The organism is Sphingobium sp. B2, from assembly GCF_007693735.1.
GTDB lineage: Bacteria > Pseudomonadota > Alphaproteobacteria > Sphingomonadales > Sphingomonadaceae > Sphingobium > Sphingobium xenophagum.
The window spans coordinates 2142326-2157453 of sequence record NZ_VDBZ01000001.1; the positions used below are offsets into that span (position 1 = coordinate 2142326).

The following is a 15128-nucleotide window of genomic DNA, read 5'->3' on the forward strand; positions in this document are numbered from 1 at the left end:
GGCTTACTCCGCCGCCAGGGCATATTCGCCTTCGCCAGCGAGGCGACGGGCGTGGGGGAGCGCTACGGGCAGCGGCTGGCCTTCGCGCAGCGGCGAGAAACGGCCGGTTTCGCCATCAAGGCCCATCACCAGACCGGCATGAATGTCGACATACCAGCCATGCAGCGCAATTTCGCCACGGGCGATGCCCGATGCGACCGATGGATGGGTGCGCAGATGGGCGAGTTGCGCCACGACATTTTCCAGCGCCATGTTGCGCAGCTTTTCCGCGTCGCTCAGATCGGCGGGATAGCTTGCCTTGCAGACCTGCTGTGCGGCATGGCTGTGCCGCAGCCAGGCAGCGACATTGGGCATGGCTGTCAGGTCGGCCTCGGTCGACAAAGCCTTCATCGCGCCGCAATCGCTATGGCCGCAAACGATGATGTCGCGGACGCCCAGAACCATGACGGCATATTCGACCGTGGAGGTGACGCCGCCATTTTGCGTCGCGTGCGGCGGGACGATGTTGCCTGCATTGCGGCATACGAACAGATCGCCCGGCTGCGCCTGCATGATATGTTCGGGAACGATTCGCGAATCGGCGCAGGAGATCATCAGCGCCTTGGGGCTCTGACCGTCACTGGCGAGTCGGTTGTAAAGCGCGCTTTCGTTCGGAAAAGTGTGCTTTTCGAAGTTGAAAACGCGACCGATGAGCTCGTTCATGGAGTCTCTCCTTCGTTGTTTTGCCAGTCGGAACGGACCGGCCTGTCACGTTAGATAGGAGAGCGGCTTTGCTAGGTCGCAGCGGCTTTGTTAAATAGTATGTCTGAACGTTGAATCGATGTTGCAGTGCGGCGAAAGCATATTTCAGCAACGATCGACGGTGGCACTGAACATGTAGCCGATGCCGCGGGCGGTCACGATCGGCGCGGGCTGGTCGCCATGGCGCAATTTGCGGCGCAGGCGGCTGATCAGCACGTCGACGCTGCGATCCGACGATGGCGCGTCGCGCACGCCGGCCAGTTCCATCAGCCGCGCCCGCGCGATCACCGTCTGGGGATGGTCCAGCAACACAGTCAGCAATGTAAACTCCGCCGCCGTCAGATCGACCGGCGCGCCGGCTGGATCAAGAAGCGTCCGCCGTCCGAAATCGACTGTCCAGCCGTCGAACACCGCCTGGGTCTGGCGATTGAGGCCTGGGGACCGATCGCTCCTCCCGCGGCGCAGCACGGCCCGCACGCGCGCAGCCAGTTCCCGCCCCGAATAGGGCTTGGCCATATAATCGTCCGCCCCCAGTTCCAGCCCGACCACCCGGTCCACTTCGCTGCTGTTGGCGCCGACCAGTATGACAGGCACGTCGCTGCGTTCGCGTACGTCGCGGCACAGGTCCAGCCCATCCGCCCCGCGCAACGCCGAATCCAGCACCACGACGCCCACAGGCACTTTACCGAGCGCCTGAAACACATCGTCGGACGATTGGGCAGGCAGGACGCGAAAGCCGCTTTCCTCCAGAAATTCGCGGATCGTCCGGCGCAGATCCGGCTGCGTCTCGGCGACCATGATCAACGGCGCGGTTACCGGCATCGCGGACCATTCGGCGCGGCATTGTGCGTCATCATCGCAACTCCTGCTCAGGCGAAAGCATCCGGCCCCTGCGAAGCCGGCGCGCCCGAATTAGGGCAGGCGAATGTCTCCGAAATTTGCCGGAGGTAACAAATTGTTGCTAATGGCCGACGGCAGATTTGGATCAGTAGCAGGACATCAGCGGCATCCGCACCGGCGGAGCAGCGGCAAGGTCGGGCCAGAGCTGCGCCATGACGCATGCCAGCCACAGGGCGTCGCTGCCTGCTCGGTGCCGCGTCGGACAGCGCTGGTCGGCGATCCGCACGGACGCACTGATTTGCGCTTCATCGACCTGCCGTTCGTCCAGCAGCGTTGCGACATGATCGATCGCAAACGGGGCCGCCCGACCGGCCGCAGCCGCCAGCGTCTCCAGCCAATAGGGATCGATCAGGCTGTCGGCGACCACGCGCTGGCCACCCACCGCCTCGACCAGTTGATCCAGCACGACATGGGCAGGCAGCCCGTCCCGTTCGATCCGCGCCCGACTCAGCCCGTGCAAAGCCTCGGCCTCCGCCGTCCAGCCCCAGCCTGCCCAGTCGGGATGCGGCCTTATGATCCAGCTGCGCGCGCCATCCGCTCCCGCCAGTCCGACCTCGATCGGAAAGGACCGCCCGTGGCGCGGCAGGCAGGATGCCTCGAAATCTATGGCCAACATGATGGGGACCGCCTTCGCCTGCTATTTCCAATCCCCCTCTCGCCCCCAACTATGTCAGGGCGAAGTCACCTGCCACCGCTTCGTCGAAAAATCATGCGGGCCGTGGCCTGATTGGGATAGGACGCCATCCCCGCCATCTGCTAATCGAACCTCGCCTTGCCCCAAGCCGGACCTGTTCATGACTGTCATCGCTGCCTATCTCTATCGCAACGGCGCCCGTGTCCGGTCGGTGTCGATCGACGAGCGAATCGACTGCGCCCACGACAAATCCGAATTTGTCTGGATCGGCGTCGCCGACCCCACGCTGGCGGAGATGCAGGCGCTCCAGCGCGCCTATGATCTGCATCCGCTGGCTGTCGAGGATGCGGTCAAGGCCAACCAGCTGCCCAAAGTCGACCTCTATGGCGACCAGCTGTTCGTCGTCGCCCGGACCGCCCATGTCGAAGATGACAGCATCTGCTACGGCGAAACCGCGATCTTCGTGGGGCACAGCCATATCATCACCGTCCGCCACGACTCTTCCCGCGCGCACCTTGCCCTGCGGCAGGATCTGGAAGCGGTGCCCGCCCGCCTCGCCCAGGGGGTCGATTATGTCCTGCACGCCATCCTCGACTTCGTGGTCGATGGCTATCTGCCGATCATCGAGGGGATAGAAGAAGAGGTGCTGGCGATGGAACAGCATACCATCGACACGTTCCTGGGGCATGACGACATCACCCGCATCTTCAATCTGCGCCGCCAGCTGCTGCGTTTCCAGCGTATCCTGACGCCGATGCACGAAGTCGCGACCAAATTCGTCAAGCAGGAACTGCCCTGCATCGATGCGGAGGCCCGCCCCTATTTCAGCGACGTGCGCGACCATGTGCGCCGGGTCCAGACGATGGTGGAGGATCTGCGCGAGATTCTGGCGTCCGTGTTCGAATTCAGCAATTTGCTGGAACAACAGCGCACCGGCGTCATCACCCGCCAATTGGCGGCCTGGGCCGCCATCCTGGCCGTACCGACCGCGATCGCGGGCATTTACGGCATGAATTTCGAGAATATGCCCGAACTGCGCACCCGCTATGGCTATTTCGTGGTGCTGGGCGTGATCAGCATCGTCTGCGCCCTGCTCTATGTTCGCTTCAGGAAACTCAAATGGCTGTAACCAACGCCCTGGAACGCGCCGCCCGCGCCATGTACGCCAATATCGTACCCGACTGGGACTGGGACGATCCCGATGCAGAACCGATGCGGCGCATGTATCGCGACAATGCCCGCGTCGTGCTGGCCACAATCCGCGATCCTGACCTGTCGATGGATAGCACCGCGCTTGCCGCCTGGCAGGCGATCATCGACGCCATGCTGGCAGAAGGCTGAACGGGTAACGCATGCCCGCGCTGGCGCCTGAGGCTGTAAAAAATGGTGCACCCGACGGGATTCGAACCCATGGCCCTCAGATTAGGAATCTGATGCTCTATCCTGCTGAGCTACGGGTGCCCATCGCTTGGCCTCTATTATGGGCGGGCGACGCGGTCAATTCTTCGCTTCGGGGGGAATGACGGGAAAAGGCAGCGGCGCGACCGGCACGCCCTCTTCCATCAGCGCTTTCGCTTCTGCCGGGGCGACCTCGCCATGGATGCTGCCGCTGGCCTGTTCGCCATAATGCATGGCGCGCGCCTGTTCGGCAAAGCCGCGGCCAACCCAGGTGGACCCTTCCAGCAGCTTTTGCTGGGCCTGCGCCAGTGCTTCGACCATCGCGCGCATCTTGGCCGCGTCGCCCGTGCTGATTGCGACGGGGGCGTCGGGCGTGGGCGCGGCGGCGTCCTGCACCACGACCGAGCGGCTATTACCCTTGGCCGCCACCGCGGGCGCCATCACCGCCTTGGTCACCTGCGGGTCGCCACATGTCGGGCAGGCCAGAAGCCCGCGTTCCTGCTGGTCCGCATAGTCGGCGCTGGAACCGAACCAGGCTTCGAACACATGGCCCTGCGACTGGCATTTAAGGTCGAACACGATCACGAAATTTGCACTTCCTGCGCAATGGCACGGCGGTTGGCGATGGCGGGCACACGCGCCCGCACATCCCCTAGCCGCGTCAGGTCAATATCGACAAGCCCCAGTCCCCCGGCCTCCCCCATGTCGAGCAGCACCTCGCCCCATGGATCGACCACCAGGCTATGGCCATAGGTCACGCGCCCGTCCGCATGCGCGCCGACCTGCGCCGTCGCAATGACGAAGCAGCCCGCCTCGATCGCGCGGGCGCGCAACAGCACATGCCAATGCGCCTGTCCGGTCGGCACGGTGAAGGCAGCCGGGGCCAGAAGGATCGTCGCCCCGGCATTGGTCAGTGCGCGATACAGGTCGGGAAAGCGCATGTCGTAGCAGATCGAAAAACCCATACGGCCCCAGGGCGTATCGGCAGCGACCACCTGTTCGCCCGGTCCATAGACCGACGATTCGCGCCAGCTTTCGCCCGTCGCAAGATCGACGTCGAACAGGTGGATCTTGTCATATTGCGCCCGGATCGCGCCGGTGTCGTCGATCAGGAAGCTGCGATTGGCCCAGCGACCGTCGGCGCGCTCATCTTTCAGAGGCAGCGATCCGATATGAATCCACAGGCCCTCCCTGGCCGCCGCTTCGCGCACGGCGGCGAGCACCGCATCATCGGCTTGGGATCGCAATGTGGCGGCAGCACGCGCGCGGTCGCGGTCCAGATAGCCCGCCATTTCCGGGGTGAAGAGCATGTCCGCCCCCTCCCCCCTGGCCCGCGCCGCCATCGCCACGATGGCAGCGGCATTGGCGGCAGGATCAATGCCACTGGTCATCTGGAACAGCGCAGCGCGCATCGTGGTCACAGCCCCAGCAGCGGGTCGAGCTTGCCCTGCCGGTTCAGCGCCGCCATGTCGTCGCTGCCACCGATATGCTGTCCGTCGATGAAGATTTGCGGCACGGTGCTGCCGCCCCGGCTGCGTTCCAGCATCTCGGCGCGCTTGGGCCCGCCCATCGTGATGTCATATTCCTCGAACGCGACACCCTTGTCGTTCAGCAGCGCCTTGGCCCGCGCGCAATAGCCGCAAAACGCCTTGGTATAGATTTCGACCTTTGCCATCTGTCCGTCATTGCTCCTTATTCCCTGAAATTGGGGCTTTGCTCTATATTGTCAATCAGCGCTTTCGCGTGGCAAGGCCCGCGCCCAACACAGCAGCCGCACCTCGCCAGCCCCGCCGCGCTTGAGAATATGGGTGCAGGCGGCCGCCGTCGCGCCGCTGGTATGAACGTCGTCGATCAGCAGGATGCGTCGTCCCGTCATCCGATGCCCGGCAGCCAGCGCAAAGGCGCCGCGCACCGCCCTTGCCCGCTGCCCCGGATGCATGCCGCGCAAGGGCGCCGTCCGCTTGACCCGCAGCAGACCATGTTTGTCCACCGCCAGCCCCGTCAGCCGCCCCAGATGATCCGCGATCAGCGCCGACTGGTTGAACCCCCGCCCCCATAATCGCCAGCGATGCAGCGGCACCGGCACGATCAGCGGCGGATCTTCGCCGATTGCGGGGACTTGGCGCAGCATCTGCCGCGCGACCAGCCGGGCAAGGCCGATGCGCCGCCCATATTTCAGCCGCAGCGCAACCGTGCGCGCGACATCGCCATAGGCCAGCACCGCCCGCGCGCTGTCGAAGGGCGGCGGATCGGCCAGACAGGCGCCGCACTCCGCGCCCTCCCCCATGTCATGCGGAAAGGGTATGCCGCAGCGCGCGCAACAGGGTTCGCCCAAAAATTCCATACCGCCCCAGCAGGACAGGCAGAAACCATGATCCTGTCTCTTATACACATCTAGATGTGTATAAGAGACAGGGACAGGCAGAAACCATGATCTTCCCCCACGATCACGCCGCAACCGGGACAGCGCGGCGGCAGCGCATAATCAAGCGCGGGGCGGATCGCGCTCTTGAGAAGCGGCAGGAAAGGCATCATCTGCCTTGTCCCCCCTTCCCGCCCGTTGCACAAGGCCCGGCATGAGCAGCCCCGACATATTCGACCGTTCCCTGCGCAGCATCCGGCGGGACCGGATGCTGGCCGATTTTGCGGCCCATGACTTTCTCTATCGCGCCATGCTGGACGAACTGCTCGACCGGCTGGGCGATGTGCAGCGCGACCTGCCCGAAGCATTGGTGATCGGCTGCCCGGACGGCAGCGCCAGGGCCGCTCTGGAAGCGATGGGCAAGCGGGTCGCCTGCATCGATCCCGGCTTCCGCGCCGCCCGTGCCAGCGATGGGGTGCAGGGGGATGAGGACGCCCTGCCCTTTGCCGACAATAGTTTCGATCTGGTCATCGCCTGCGGCACGCTCGACAGCGTCAATGACCTGCCCGGTGCGCTGATCCTGATGCGGCGGGTGCTGCGGCCCGACGGGCTGATGCTGGCGACCTTCACCGGCGCTGGCAGCCTGCCGCGATTGCGCGCCGCGCTGATGGCGGGCGAAGGCGACCGGCCGGGCCAGCATATCCACCCGCAGGTCGATGTGCGATCGGCAGGCGACCTGCTCAGCCGCGCGGGCTTTGCGATGCCCGTGGCCGATGGCGAGACGCTGAGCGTCCGTTATGGCCATCTGCTGCGCCTGATGCATGACCTGCGCGGCATGGGCGCGGGCAATGTACTGACGGCGCGCCCCCCCGCGCTGCGTCGGGACGCGCTTGTCGCCGCCGCACGCCATTTTGCCGATGCAGCGGACCCGGATGGCCGGACGGCGGAGCAGATGGCGATCCTCTATCTGTCAGGCTGGAAACCCGACCCCAGCCAGGCCGCCCCGGCCCGACGCGGCAGCGCGACAGTATCGCTGGCGGAGGCGTTGAAGGGGAAGGCGGGATAACGCCTGCCCCCTGCCCCACTTCATTCGATAGTGATGCCTGCTATGCGCCACTGCCCATCCTCGCGATCCAGACTGACCGTCTCGATCGCCTCTCCCTTGTTGGCGAAACGGGTGCGGAATTTCACCACTTCATAACCGGAAGGCGGCGCGGGCAGATTTTCCTGACTGAGGAAAATGCGGGATAATGCTGCGCCCAAAGGCACGCGCACCTCTTCCGAAGTGTCGGCCCACACCTTTGCCGTGTTCATCCGGCGAAAGGTCACGGTAGTCTCGCGATAGCTTTCGTCCCAACGCCCCTCGTCAACTAGCACCAGCCATCGACGCGCTACATCCACCACTGCCGGATTTTGTGCTGTGCTGGCAACTGGCACCGGGGAAGAAGGGGCAGAAGTGAGTTGCGGCAGAGCGGTGAGGGCCAACAGGCCAAGGGCAAGCGTCATGAGAGCTACTCCGATGATGATCCAGTAAGGGCGGATGGCCCGCCCTGCGCCGCTAATCGGCGCGCTGTCCTGATCCACCGGACTATCCGGCGCGTCTGCCCGGATTTCCTTGTCCCCCACATAATTGGGGGACGGTCCCGCACCGTCCCCCTCCACCTCCAGCAGCAACCGGGCCGCTTCCCGGCTGCTCGACACCGCCATTTTCCGCCGCGCATCGCGCAACCGCTCGTTAATTGTATGGACCGACAGGCCCAGACTTCGCGCGACCGACTTCGCGTCATGACCGCGAACGATCAGGCGCAGCGTCTGCTTCTCCTTCTCGGTCAACGCCCAGCCCATATCCGTCCTTTGCGTGTCCATCATGTTGACGGCCTAGGTTACGCTAAGGAAAGCAGCTACCCCCAAAAATTTGTAGTGTAGTCGGGCCGCCATATCCTCACTCCACGATCTCACCGATCCTTGGAGCGTCCGCCAAGTCCCGTGGCGTCCAATCCTGCCCGTCGCGGACATATTCCACATGGCTCGCCCGGCGAAAGCCTGCGCCGTCCCAGACGATCACTTGCAACTCCATCGCATTGTTGCGCCGGACGTGCAGCCAGTTGAAGCTTTGCGGTTCGGCGTTGCGCAGCCGGGTCGATGTCGCGGTGCCGGCCTGGATGATCAACGCGCCGCCCGCCCGTTCCACCATCTTGCGTGCCGCCTGCGCATAGGTGCGGTGAAAATGGCCCGCCAGCGCCAGATGGACACCTGCTTCGCATGCCGCCTGGACCGCGTCGTCATGCTGGCCGACAGCCTCGCTCAGTTCCCCGCCCCGGCCGATCGGCATGGCGAACAGGGGATGGTGCGTCACCAATATGCGCGTCTTGCCGCTGGCGACCGGCGCGAAATAGTCCCGCAGCATGTCCATCTGGTCATGATTGATCCGCCCGTCCTTGATGGTCAGCGAGCGGGCGGTGTTGAGGCCAAGGATCGCGACCTCCTCATCCTCATACCAGGGGCACAGGTCGTGACTGATATAGCGTTTGTAGCGTTTGAGCGGGGCAGCGAAGCGCCGCACCACGTCATAGAGCGGAATGTCATGATTGCCGGGGATGACCAGCAATTTCAGCCCCGCCGCGCGCAGCCGGTTGAGCCATGCGGACGCCGCGCGGAACTGCTCGACCCGCGCGCGCTGGGTCAGGTCGCCGCTGATGATGACCAGGTCGGGCCGACGCTCCTCCAGCCAGGCTGTGGCGGCGTCGACTATGCGCGGATCGTGCGCGCCGAAATGAATGTCGGACAGATGAGCGATACGGGCCATGATCAGGTAACGATCCAGCGGGACATGGTTTCCCCGGAGCCGAACCCGCCTTCGCGAGTTGTTGTGGCATGATAACGAAATCCTCCAATCGCCCCCTCCCGCGTCAGGCCGCGCTGATCGTCAACGCGCACAGCCGCAAGGGCGAAGCGCTCTTTGCGGAGGCGAAGGAAAAACTGGAGGAGGCGGGCATCGACCTGCTCGCCGCTCATGCGGTCAAAAACCCCGCACTGATGGAAGAAACCGTGGGGAAGGCGATTGCCGATGGCGCGCCGATGGTGATCGTGGGTGGCGGCGATGGCTCCATGTCCAGCACGGTCGACCAGTTTGTCGGCAAGGATTGCGTGTTCGCCGTCCTGCCGCTGGGCACCGCCAACAGCTTTGCGCGAACGCTGGGCCTGCCGCTCGATCTGGACGGCGCGATCGCGGCCATCGCCAACGGACGCCGACGCCGGGTGGACCTGGGCATGATCGACCAAGATTATTTCGTCAACGCCGCCTCGCTCGGCCTGTCGCCGATGATCGGCCGGACGGTGCCGCACAAGCTGAAACGCTATCTGGGACGGATCGGCTATCTGCTATGGGCGATCAAATGTTCGGTCGGCTTCCGCGCCTTCCGCCTGATCATCGACGATGGTCAGCAGGAACGGCGGCTATGGTCCACCGAAGTACGCATCCTGAACGGCCCCTTTCATGGCGGGGTCGAACTGTCCGATCATGCCGACGTCGATAGCGGCGAAATCGTAGTCCAGGCGGTCGTCGGGCGCAGCAAGCCGCGGCTGGCGTGGGACTGGTACGCGAAATTCGTCAAGCTGCGCGATCGCGACGCGCATACGCAGGAATGGCATGGCAAGGCTTTCACCATCACCACCCGCCCGCGCCAGCGCATATCCATCGACGGCGAAGTGCTGGCGAAAACGCCGGTCGTGGCGCGGATTGCGGCGGGCGCGGTCGATGTCGCCGTGCCCGCCAACCCATGATCAGAGCGGCTTTTCGTACAGCTGATAGACTTTGTTGACCTTGCTGTTGATCGCCTGCGCGATGGCGTTCATGCCCTGATTGTCATCCAGAACCCAGCCAATCTCGCCACGGGTCGCGCCATAGTGGGCGATCGCTTCCAGCCTTATCGCCTCGATCATCATGAAGGCCAGCTGGCTGGCCAGCCGGGACGATTGCAGCCGTTGCAGCACGCCCATCAGCGGCACCCGCATCGTACGCACCTTGGGCTTGCGCAGCCACCAGAGCAGCTTGGCCCAGCCAAAGGGAAACAGCGCGCCGTTGAGCGGCTTGATCGCCTCGTTAAGGTCCGGCAGCGTCATCATGAAGGCGACCGGCTCACCGTCCAGTTCGGCGATCATGATCAGATCTTCGAACACGATGGGTTTCAGCTTCTTGCCGGTATGCGCGATCTCCGCATCGGTGATCGGCACAAAGCCCCAGTTGCGGCCCCAGGCGTCGTTCAGGATGTTGAGGATGATCGCTGCCTCCGCGTCGAATTTCGACTTGTCGACCTTGCGAATGCGGATGCGCTCGTTCTTCTGGCCCGATGCGATGATCCGCTGGATCAGCGGGGGGAAATTCTGGGTGATGTCCAGCTCAAAACAGTTGAGCGTCTTGACCGGCTGATACCCTGCCCCCTCGACCATCGCCTGATAGGCCGGGCTGTTGTGCCCCATCATGACCGTCGGCGGATGGTCATGCCCGGCGATCAGCAGGCCAGGCTCCTCCCAGATCGACAGCGAGATCGGGCCGACCACGCGGGTCATGCCCTGTTGAAGCAACCATTGCTCGGCCTGCGCGATCAGCGCCGCGCCAATCGCGTCATCTTCCGCCTCCAGCAGGCCGAAATTGCCGGTCCCTGGCCCCATGCCCTGTTCCGGCGGCATCGACAGCGCCAGTTTGTCATAATGGGCCGAAATGCGGCCAACGACACGGCCGTTGCGGCGAGCCAGGAAATATTGCGCCTTGGCATGTTCGAAAAAGGGATTTTTGCCGGGCGTCAGCAATTCGTACATTTCCGCCTTCAGCGGCGGCACCCAATTGGGGTCCGTGGCGTAAATCGACCAGGGCAGGTCGATAAAGGCCTTGAGGTCGCCCTTGCCCGAAACGGGCGTAATCACCAGATCAGAATGTGCCACGGCTGCCGCTTTCACCAAAAGATGGCAGCAGTTCGCCGCTTGTTTGCGGATTGTCAATCACAGCCCGCCGCCAGCCCGCTATTGGGCGGATAATGTCATCGTGCTGCCACGATGTCAGCGCATTTGGAGATTAGGACGCCTGCCATGACTGTGCATGATCCCATCCTTGCCGCCGCGCAGCGCGCCCGTGCGACCATTCCCGATGACGTGGCGATGCTGCGTGCGGCGGCCGAACTGACGCGCGACCTGTCCACTGCCAATCCGCGCATCTACTGGCCCGACATGCTGGCGTCCGCGCTGATCGGCTGGGGCGCGCTGGCGGGTGCGATGCTGGTGGATAGCGTGCCGCTGGCCATTGCCTGCGGCGTGATTGCGATGCTGGCGCTGTATCGGGCGGCCAGCTTCATCCACGAACTCACCCATATCCGCGCTGGCGCGCTGCCCGGTTTCCGCGCCGCGTGGAACCTGATCGTGGGCATTCCGCTGATGATCCCGTCCTTCATGTATGAAGGCGTCCATACCCAGCATCACGCCCGCACCCGCTACGGCACGGCGGAAGATCCGGAATATCTGCCGCTGGCGCTCATGAAGCCCTGGTCGCTGCCGCTGTTCATCCTCGTCGCCGCGCTGGCGCCGGTCGGCCTTATCCTGCGCTTTGCTGTGCTGACGCCATTGTCCCTGATCATCCCGCCGCTCCGCGCGAAGATGGTCGGTGAACTGTCCGCGCTGTCGATCAATCCGGCCTATCGCCGCCGCAAGCCCGAAGGGGCCTTCGCCCGCATGTGGGCGTGGCAGGAGGCTGGCGCGTCCCTGTTCGCGCTGACGCTGGTCGGCAGCGTGTTCGTGGTCGGGTGGAAGCCGTTGCTGGTCTATATGGCCGTCCATTCGGCGATGACCGTCATCAACCAGCTGCGCACCCTGGTCGCGCATTTGTGGGAGAATGAAGGCGAACCGATGACCGTGACGGCGCAATATCTCGATTCGGTCAATGTGCCCCCGCCCGGCAGCCTGCCTGCGCTGTGGGCGCCGGTCGGCCTGCGCTATCATGCGTTGCACCACCTGCTGCCCAGCGTGCCCTATCACAATCTGGCCGCCGCGCACCGCAAGCTGGTGGCGACGCTGGACCCGCAATCGCCCTATCATCGCGGCAATTATCGCGGGATGATGCCGCTGGTCGGCAAGATCGCCCGCAGCACCATGGTGGCGCGCTAGGCTATTCCTCCGTCCTGAACAGCACAGTCTCACCGACCAGCAGGAACAGCAGGAAGGGCGCCCAAGCCGCCAGAAACGGCGGATAAGCGCCCAGGCTGCCCATCGCCAGCGAGAAATTGTCGGCGACGAAATAGGCAAAGCCCAGCGCCATGCCCATCACTGCGCGCACGAACAACTGGCCCGATCGCGCCAGCCCGAACGCCGCGACCGACCCCAATATCGGCATCAGCAGGGCCGAAAGCGGGCCGGACAGCTTGTGCCACAAATTGGCCTCCAACTCCGCCGTGGGTCGCCCGGCATCATGCAGGTCGGAAATCGCGGCCTGAAGCTGGCGGAAGGTCAGGGCATCGGGATCGACCTTGGCCAGGGTGAACTGGTCGGGGCGAATGTCGCGGCCAAAACGCACCGTGCCGACATTGGTCACGGTGCCACGCGCCACGTCGAACTGGCGCGCCTCTTCCAGCACCCAACTCTTGTCCGCCGCGTCATAATGGCCGCGCGGCGCCTGGATGATGGTCGTCAGGCTGTTGTTGATGCGGTTGAAAATCTCCACCTTGCGCAGCTGCACCTGCGTACCGCGCCCGGCGACGATGGCAGCGTTGACCAGATTATTGCCGTCGCGCACCCAGGGGTTGCTCTTGACCCCGCTGTCGCGCGGGATCGGGCCGTAATCGACCGCCTGCCAGGCACTGAGCGCCGCAGTGGACCGGGCGACGATCCGGTCGTTGAAGGCATAGCTGATGATCGCCACGCCCAGTGCGGACACCACGAGCGGAGCCAATATCTGGTGCGCGGACAGGCCTGCCGCCTTCATCGAGATGATTTCGCTATTCTGGTTCAGCGTCGCCAGCATCACCAGCGTGCCGAGCAGCACCGAAAAAGGCAGGAAGCGCGCCACGATCTGCGGCACGCGCAGGCCGACATAATGCCACAATTGCGCGTCGCCATTGCCGGGATAAGCAAGGATGTCGCCTGACTGTCCCAGCAGGTCGAGCGTTTGTAGCACCAGCACCAGCAGCGCCAGCACCGCCAGCGTCCGCGTAAGGAACAGGCGCGCCATGTACCAGCTGATCTGGCGCGAGGGGAAGAAAGCAAATTGCATGGGTCAGGCGGCTCCTTCCGCCGCGGGCGGGCGTCGACGGCCCAGCCGCAACAGGCGCACGATCTGCTTGCCCACCTTGGCAAAGGCGACTTCCAGCGCGCCGATCGGCTGCCCGCCGGGGCGGTGCGCGATGACATGATACATCCAGAAGATCAGGCCCGCCGTCAGCAGAAATGGTCCCCATAGCGCGATGATCGGATCGACCTTGCCCAGCGCGCCCACGCTTTCGCCATATTGGTTGACCTTGTGATAGGTCACGATGAAGATGATCGACAGGAACACGCCCAGCGCCGATGTCGACCGCTTGGGCGGGATCGCAAAGGCGAGCGCGGCCAGCGGCAACAGCATCATCATCACCACCTCCACCATGCGGAAGTGGAAATTGGCACGCACTTCGTTGCGCAATTTGTCCGGGGTGGCCGGATCGCGACCAATCACGATCAGTTCGGGGATCGTCTTTTCCCGGTCGACGTCGCGCCCGCGGAAATTTTCGATCTGCGGCAGGTCGATCGGCAGGTCGTGGCTTGAAAAGGACAGGATTCGCGGCGTCTTATATTTGGGCGCGTCGTTGACCAGCACGCCGTCGCGCAGGCGGAAGATGATCGTGTCGGGATCGTCCGTCGCCAGGAACATGCCCTGCGCCGCCGTGACCGCGACCGATTGTCCGTCCCGGCTGACCGCGCGGACGAAAATCCCCTGCAGATTGCGCCCGCCGTCCAGGCTGCGTTCGATCCGCATCGTCATCCGCTTGCCCAGATTGGTGAACTCGCCGACCTTGATCGACGCGCCCAGCGCACCTGACCGCAATTCGAATCGCAGCGCTTCATAGGCGTGGCGGGACAGCGGCTGGACGAAGCCGACAATGCCGAAATTAAGCAGCGCGAGCGCAATCGCATACATGTACGGCACCCGCAGCAGCCGCCCGTAGGACAGGCCGACCCCCCGCATCACGTCCAGTTCCGACGACAGCGCCAATTTGCGAAAGGCCAGCAGGATGCCCAGCATCAGGCCGATGGGAATGCCGAGCGAGAGATATTCGGGCAGCATGTTCGCCAGCATCCGCCACACGACGCTGACCGGCCCGCCTTCCGCCGCGACGAAATCGAACAGGCTGAGCATCTTGTCCAGCACCAGCAGCATCGCGGCGATCACGAGCGTACCCAGCATGGGCACCGCGATCAGGCGGGCAAGATAACGATCGGTGGCGGTCAGCATTCTCTAAGTCGTCGTCCCATCACCATGTTTTGGCCGCAAACCCATTCCATATTGGAATCAGGAAAATAGCGGGGCGAACAGGGGCTGCCGTCCGACCCGATCGGGCGGCTATAGCTTCCAGGAGTCTAATGGTCATGGTAAAAGTTGCAGTGGGTCTGATGTCGGTGGCAGCGATGATCGCAGCTATCCCGGCAATGGCCCATGGTCAGGTCATTCCCAACGATCTGGAACGTTGCGGCAACAGCCGGAACGGCCCGGCCGTGTTGGTCGACGTGCGCGGCTTTGCGGCGGAAACCGGCAAGGTGCGCGTCCAATCCTACCCCGCCACCAAATCCGCCTGGTTGAGCAAGGGCGAATGGCTCAATCGTATCGACATTCCGGTTCGCCCGTCCAATGGCACGATGCGCTTTTGCATGCCGGTGCCGCAGCCGGGCAAATATGGCATCGCCGTGCGTCATGATCGCGATGGCAATGGCAAGACCGACATCAGCCGCGACGGCGGTGGTTTTTCCAACAATCCGTCGATCAACATCTTCAATCTGGGCAAGCCTGGGGTCGAAAAGGCCGCTTTCTATGCCGGTCCCGGCGTGACGAAAATCACCATCACCCTCAAATATATGTGA

Annotated in this window: 17 protein-coding genes, 1 tRNA gene and 1 pseudogene; 6 read left to right on the forward strand and 13 right to left on the reverse strand. The window is 63.9% G+C overall.

Annotated elements, in window-relative coordinates; translation table 11 throughout:
- Positions 1-3 precede the first annotated feature (3 nt).
- The 3 genes from FE851_RS10315 to FE851_RS10325 form a co-directional block, all read right to left on the reverse strand.
- Entirely contained in the window at positions 4-702 is a 699-nt protein-coding gene (locus tag FE851_RS10315; protein WP_017182201.1) for a carbonic anhydrase, read from the reverse strand.
- 144 nt (positions 703-846) lie between these two features.
- The gene (locus FE851_RS10320; protein WP_145202180.1) at positions 847-1563 is read right to left on the reverse strand and encodes a response regulator; all 717 of its coding nucleotides are present in this window, start codon (positions 1561-1563) and stop codon (positions 847-849) included.
- A 163-nt stretch (positions 1564-1726) separates the two neighbouring features.
- Positions 1727-2257, reverse strand: coding sequence for a hypothetical protein (locus FE851_RS10325; protein WP_145202183.1), 531 nt, complete (start codon positions 2255-2257; stop codon positions 1727-1729).
- Between the two features lie 178 nt (positions 2258-2435).
- Between FE851_RS10325 and FE851_RS10330 the strand changes: the two genes are divergently transcribed.
- Positions 2436-3404, forward strand: a complete 969-nt coding sequence (locus tag FE851_RS10330) for a magnesium and cobalt transport protein CorA (protein WP_145202187.1) — start codon at positions 2436-2438, stop codon at positions 3402-3404.
- Positions 3395-3616, forward strand: coding sequence for a hypothetical protein (locus FE851_RS10335; RefSeq protein WP_145202190.1), 222 nt, complete (start codon positions 3395-3397; stop codon positions 3614-3616). The genes FE851_RS10330 and FE851_RS10335 overlap by 10 nt, the downstream gene beginning before the upstream one ends.
- A 43-nt stretch (positions 3617-3659) precedes the next feature.
- Here the strand turns inward: FE851_RS10335 and FE851_RS10340 are convergent.
- From FE851_RS10340 to FE851_RS10360, 5 genes and pseudogenes are all read right to left on the reverse strand, one after another.
- A tRNA-Arg gene (locus FE851_RS10340) sits at positions 3660-3736 on the reverse strand.
- 36 nt (positions 3737-3772) lie between these two features.
- Positions 3773-4258 carry a DUF1178 family protein gene (locus FE851_RS10345; protein WP_145202193.1) on the reverse strand — a complete coding sequence of 162 codons (486 nt, stop codon included), beginning with the start codon at positions 4256-4258 and terminating at the stop codon, positions 3773-3775.
- Positions 4255-5085: a carbon-nitrogen hydrolase family protein gene (locus FE851_RS10350; RefSeq protein WP_145204322.1), complete on the reverse strand. Its 831-nt coding sequence runs from the start codon at positions 5083-5085 to the stop codon at positions 4255-4257. Before FE851_RS10350 ends, FE851_RS10345 begins: the two co-directional genes overlap by 4 nt.
- Positions 5086-5090: 5 nt before the next feature.
- A complete protein-coding gene (grxC, locus tag FE851_RS10355; RefSeq protein ID WP_017181522.1) occupies positions 5091-5348 on the reverse strand; it encodes a glutaredoxin 3 in 258 nt (85 codons plus the stop codon).
- Between the two features lie 51 nt (positions 5349-5399).
- A pseudogene (locus tag FE851_RS10360) lies at positions 5400-6208 on the reverse strand (ComF family protein).
- Between the two features lie 41 nt (positions 6209-6249).
- On the opposite strand from FE851_RS10360, the gene FE851_RS10365 reads away from it, so the two are divergent.
- Entirely contained in the window at positions 6250-7101 is an 852-nt protein-coding gene (locus FE851_RS10365) for a class I SAM-dependent methyltransferase (protein ID WP_145202196.1), read from the forward strand.
- 20 nt (positions 7102-7121) lie between these two features.
- Here the strand turns inward: FE851_RS10365 and FE851_RS10370 are convergent, their stop codons facing one another.
- Together FE851_RS10370 and FE851_RS10375 are read right to left on the reverse strand one after the other, a co-directional pair.
- Positions 7122-7901, reverse strand: coding sequence for a helix-turn-helix domain-containing protein (locus FE851_RS10370; protein ID WP_261370982.1), 780 nt, complete (start codon positions 7899-7901; stop codon positions 7122-7124).
- A gap of 76 nt (positions 7902-7977) precedes the next feature.
- Positions 7978-8841, reverse strand: coding sequence for a metallophosphoesterase family protein (locus FE851_RS10375; protein ID WP_107125476.1), 864 nt, complete (start codon positions 8839-8841; stop codon positions 7978-7980).
- A gap of 68 nt (positions 8842-8909) precedes the next feature.
- Between FE851_RS10375 and FE851_RS10380 the strand changes: the two genes are divergently transcribed.
- A complete protein-coding gene (locus FE851_RS10380; RefSeq protein ID WP_145202199.1) occupies positions 8910-9818 on the forward strand; it encodes a diacylglycerol/lipid kinase family protein in 909 nt (302 codons plus the stop codon).
- Here the strand turns inward: FE851_RS10380 and FE851_RS10385 are convergent, their stop codons facing one another.
- The gene (locus FE851_RS10385) at positions 9819-10976 is read right to left on the reverse strand and encodes an N-acetyltransferase (RefSeq protein WP_145202202.1); all 1158 of its coding nucleotides are present in this window, start codon (positions 10974-10976) and stop codon (positions 9819-9821) included. It lies immediately after the preceding gene.
- A gap of 144 nt (positions 10977-11120) precedes the next feature.
- On the opposite strand from FE851_RS10385, the gene FE851_RS10390 reads away from it, so the two are divergent.
- Positions 11121-12188: a fatty acid desaturase family protein gene (locus tag FE851_RS10390; RefSeq protein ID WP_145202205.1), complete on the forward strand. Its 1068-nt coding sequence runs from the start codon at positions 11121-11123 to the stop codon at positions 12186-12188.
- A gap of 1 nt (position 12189) precedes the next feature.
- On the opposite strand, the gene lptG is transcribed toward FE851_RS10390, so the two are convergent.
- Together lptG and lptF are read right to left on the reverse strand one after the other, a co-directional pair.
- A complete protein-coding gene (gene lptG, locus FE851_RS10395) occupies positions 12190-13290 on the reverse strand; it encodes an LPS export ABC transporter permease LptG (protein ID WP_145202208.1) in 1101 nt (366 codons plus the stop codon).
- A 3-nt stretch (positions 13291-13293) separates the two neighbouring features.
- Complete coding sequence (gene lptF, locus FE851_RS10400; RefSeq protein ID WP_017181531.1) at positions 13294-14505, reverse strand: LPS export ABC transporter permease LptF; 1212 nt, start codon at positions 14503-14505, stop codon at positions 13294-13296.
- A 128-nt stretch (positions 14506-14633) separates the two neighbouring features.
- Here lptF and FE851_RS10405 point away from each other — a divergent pair, with 128 nt between their 5' ends.
- Positions 14634-15128 carry a DUF2141 domain-containing protein gene (locus tag FE851_RS10405; protein WP_130752078.1) on the forward strand — a complete coding sequence of 165 codons (495 nt, stop codon included), beginning with the start codon at positions 14634-14636 and terminating at the stop codon, positions 15126-15128.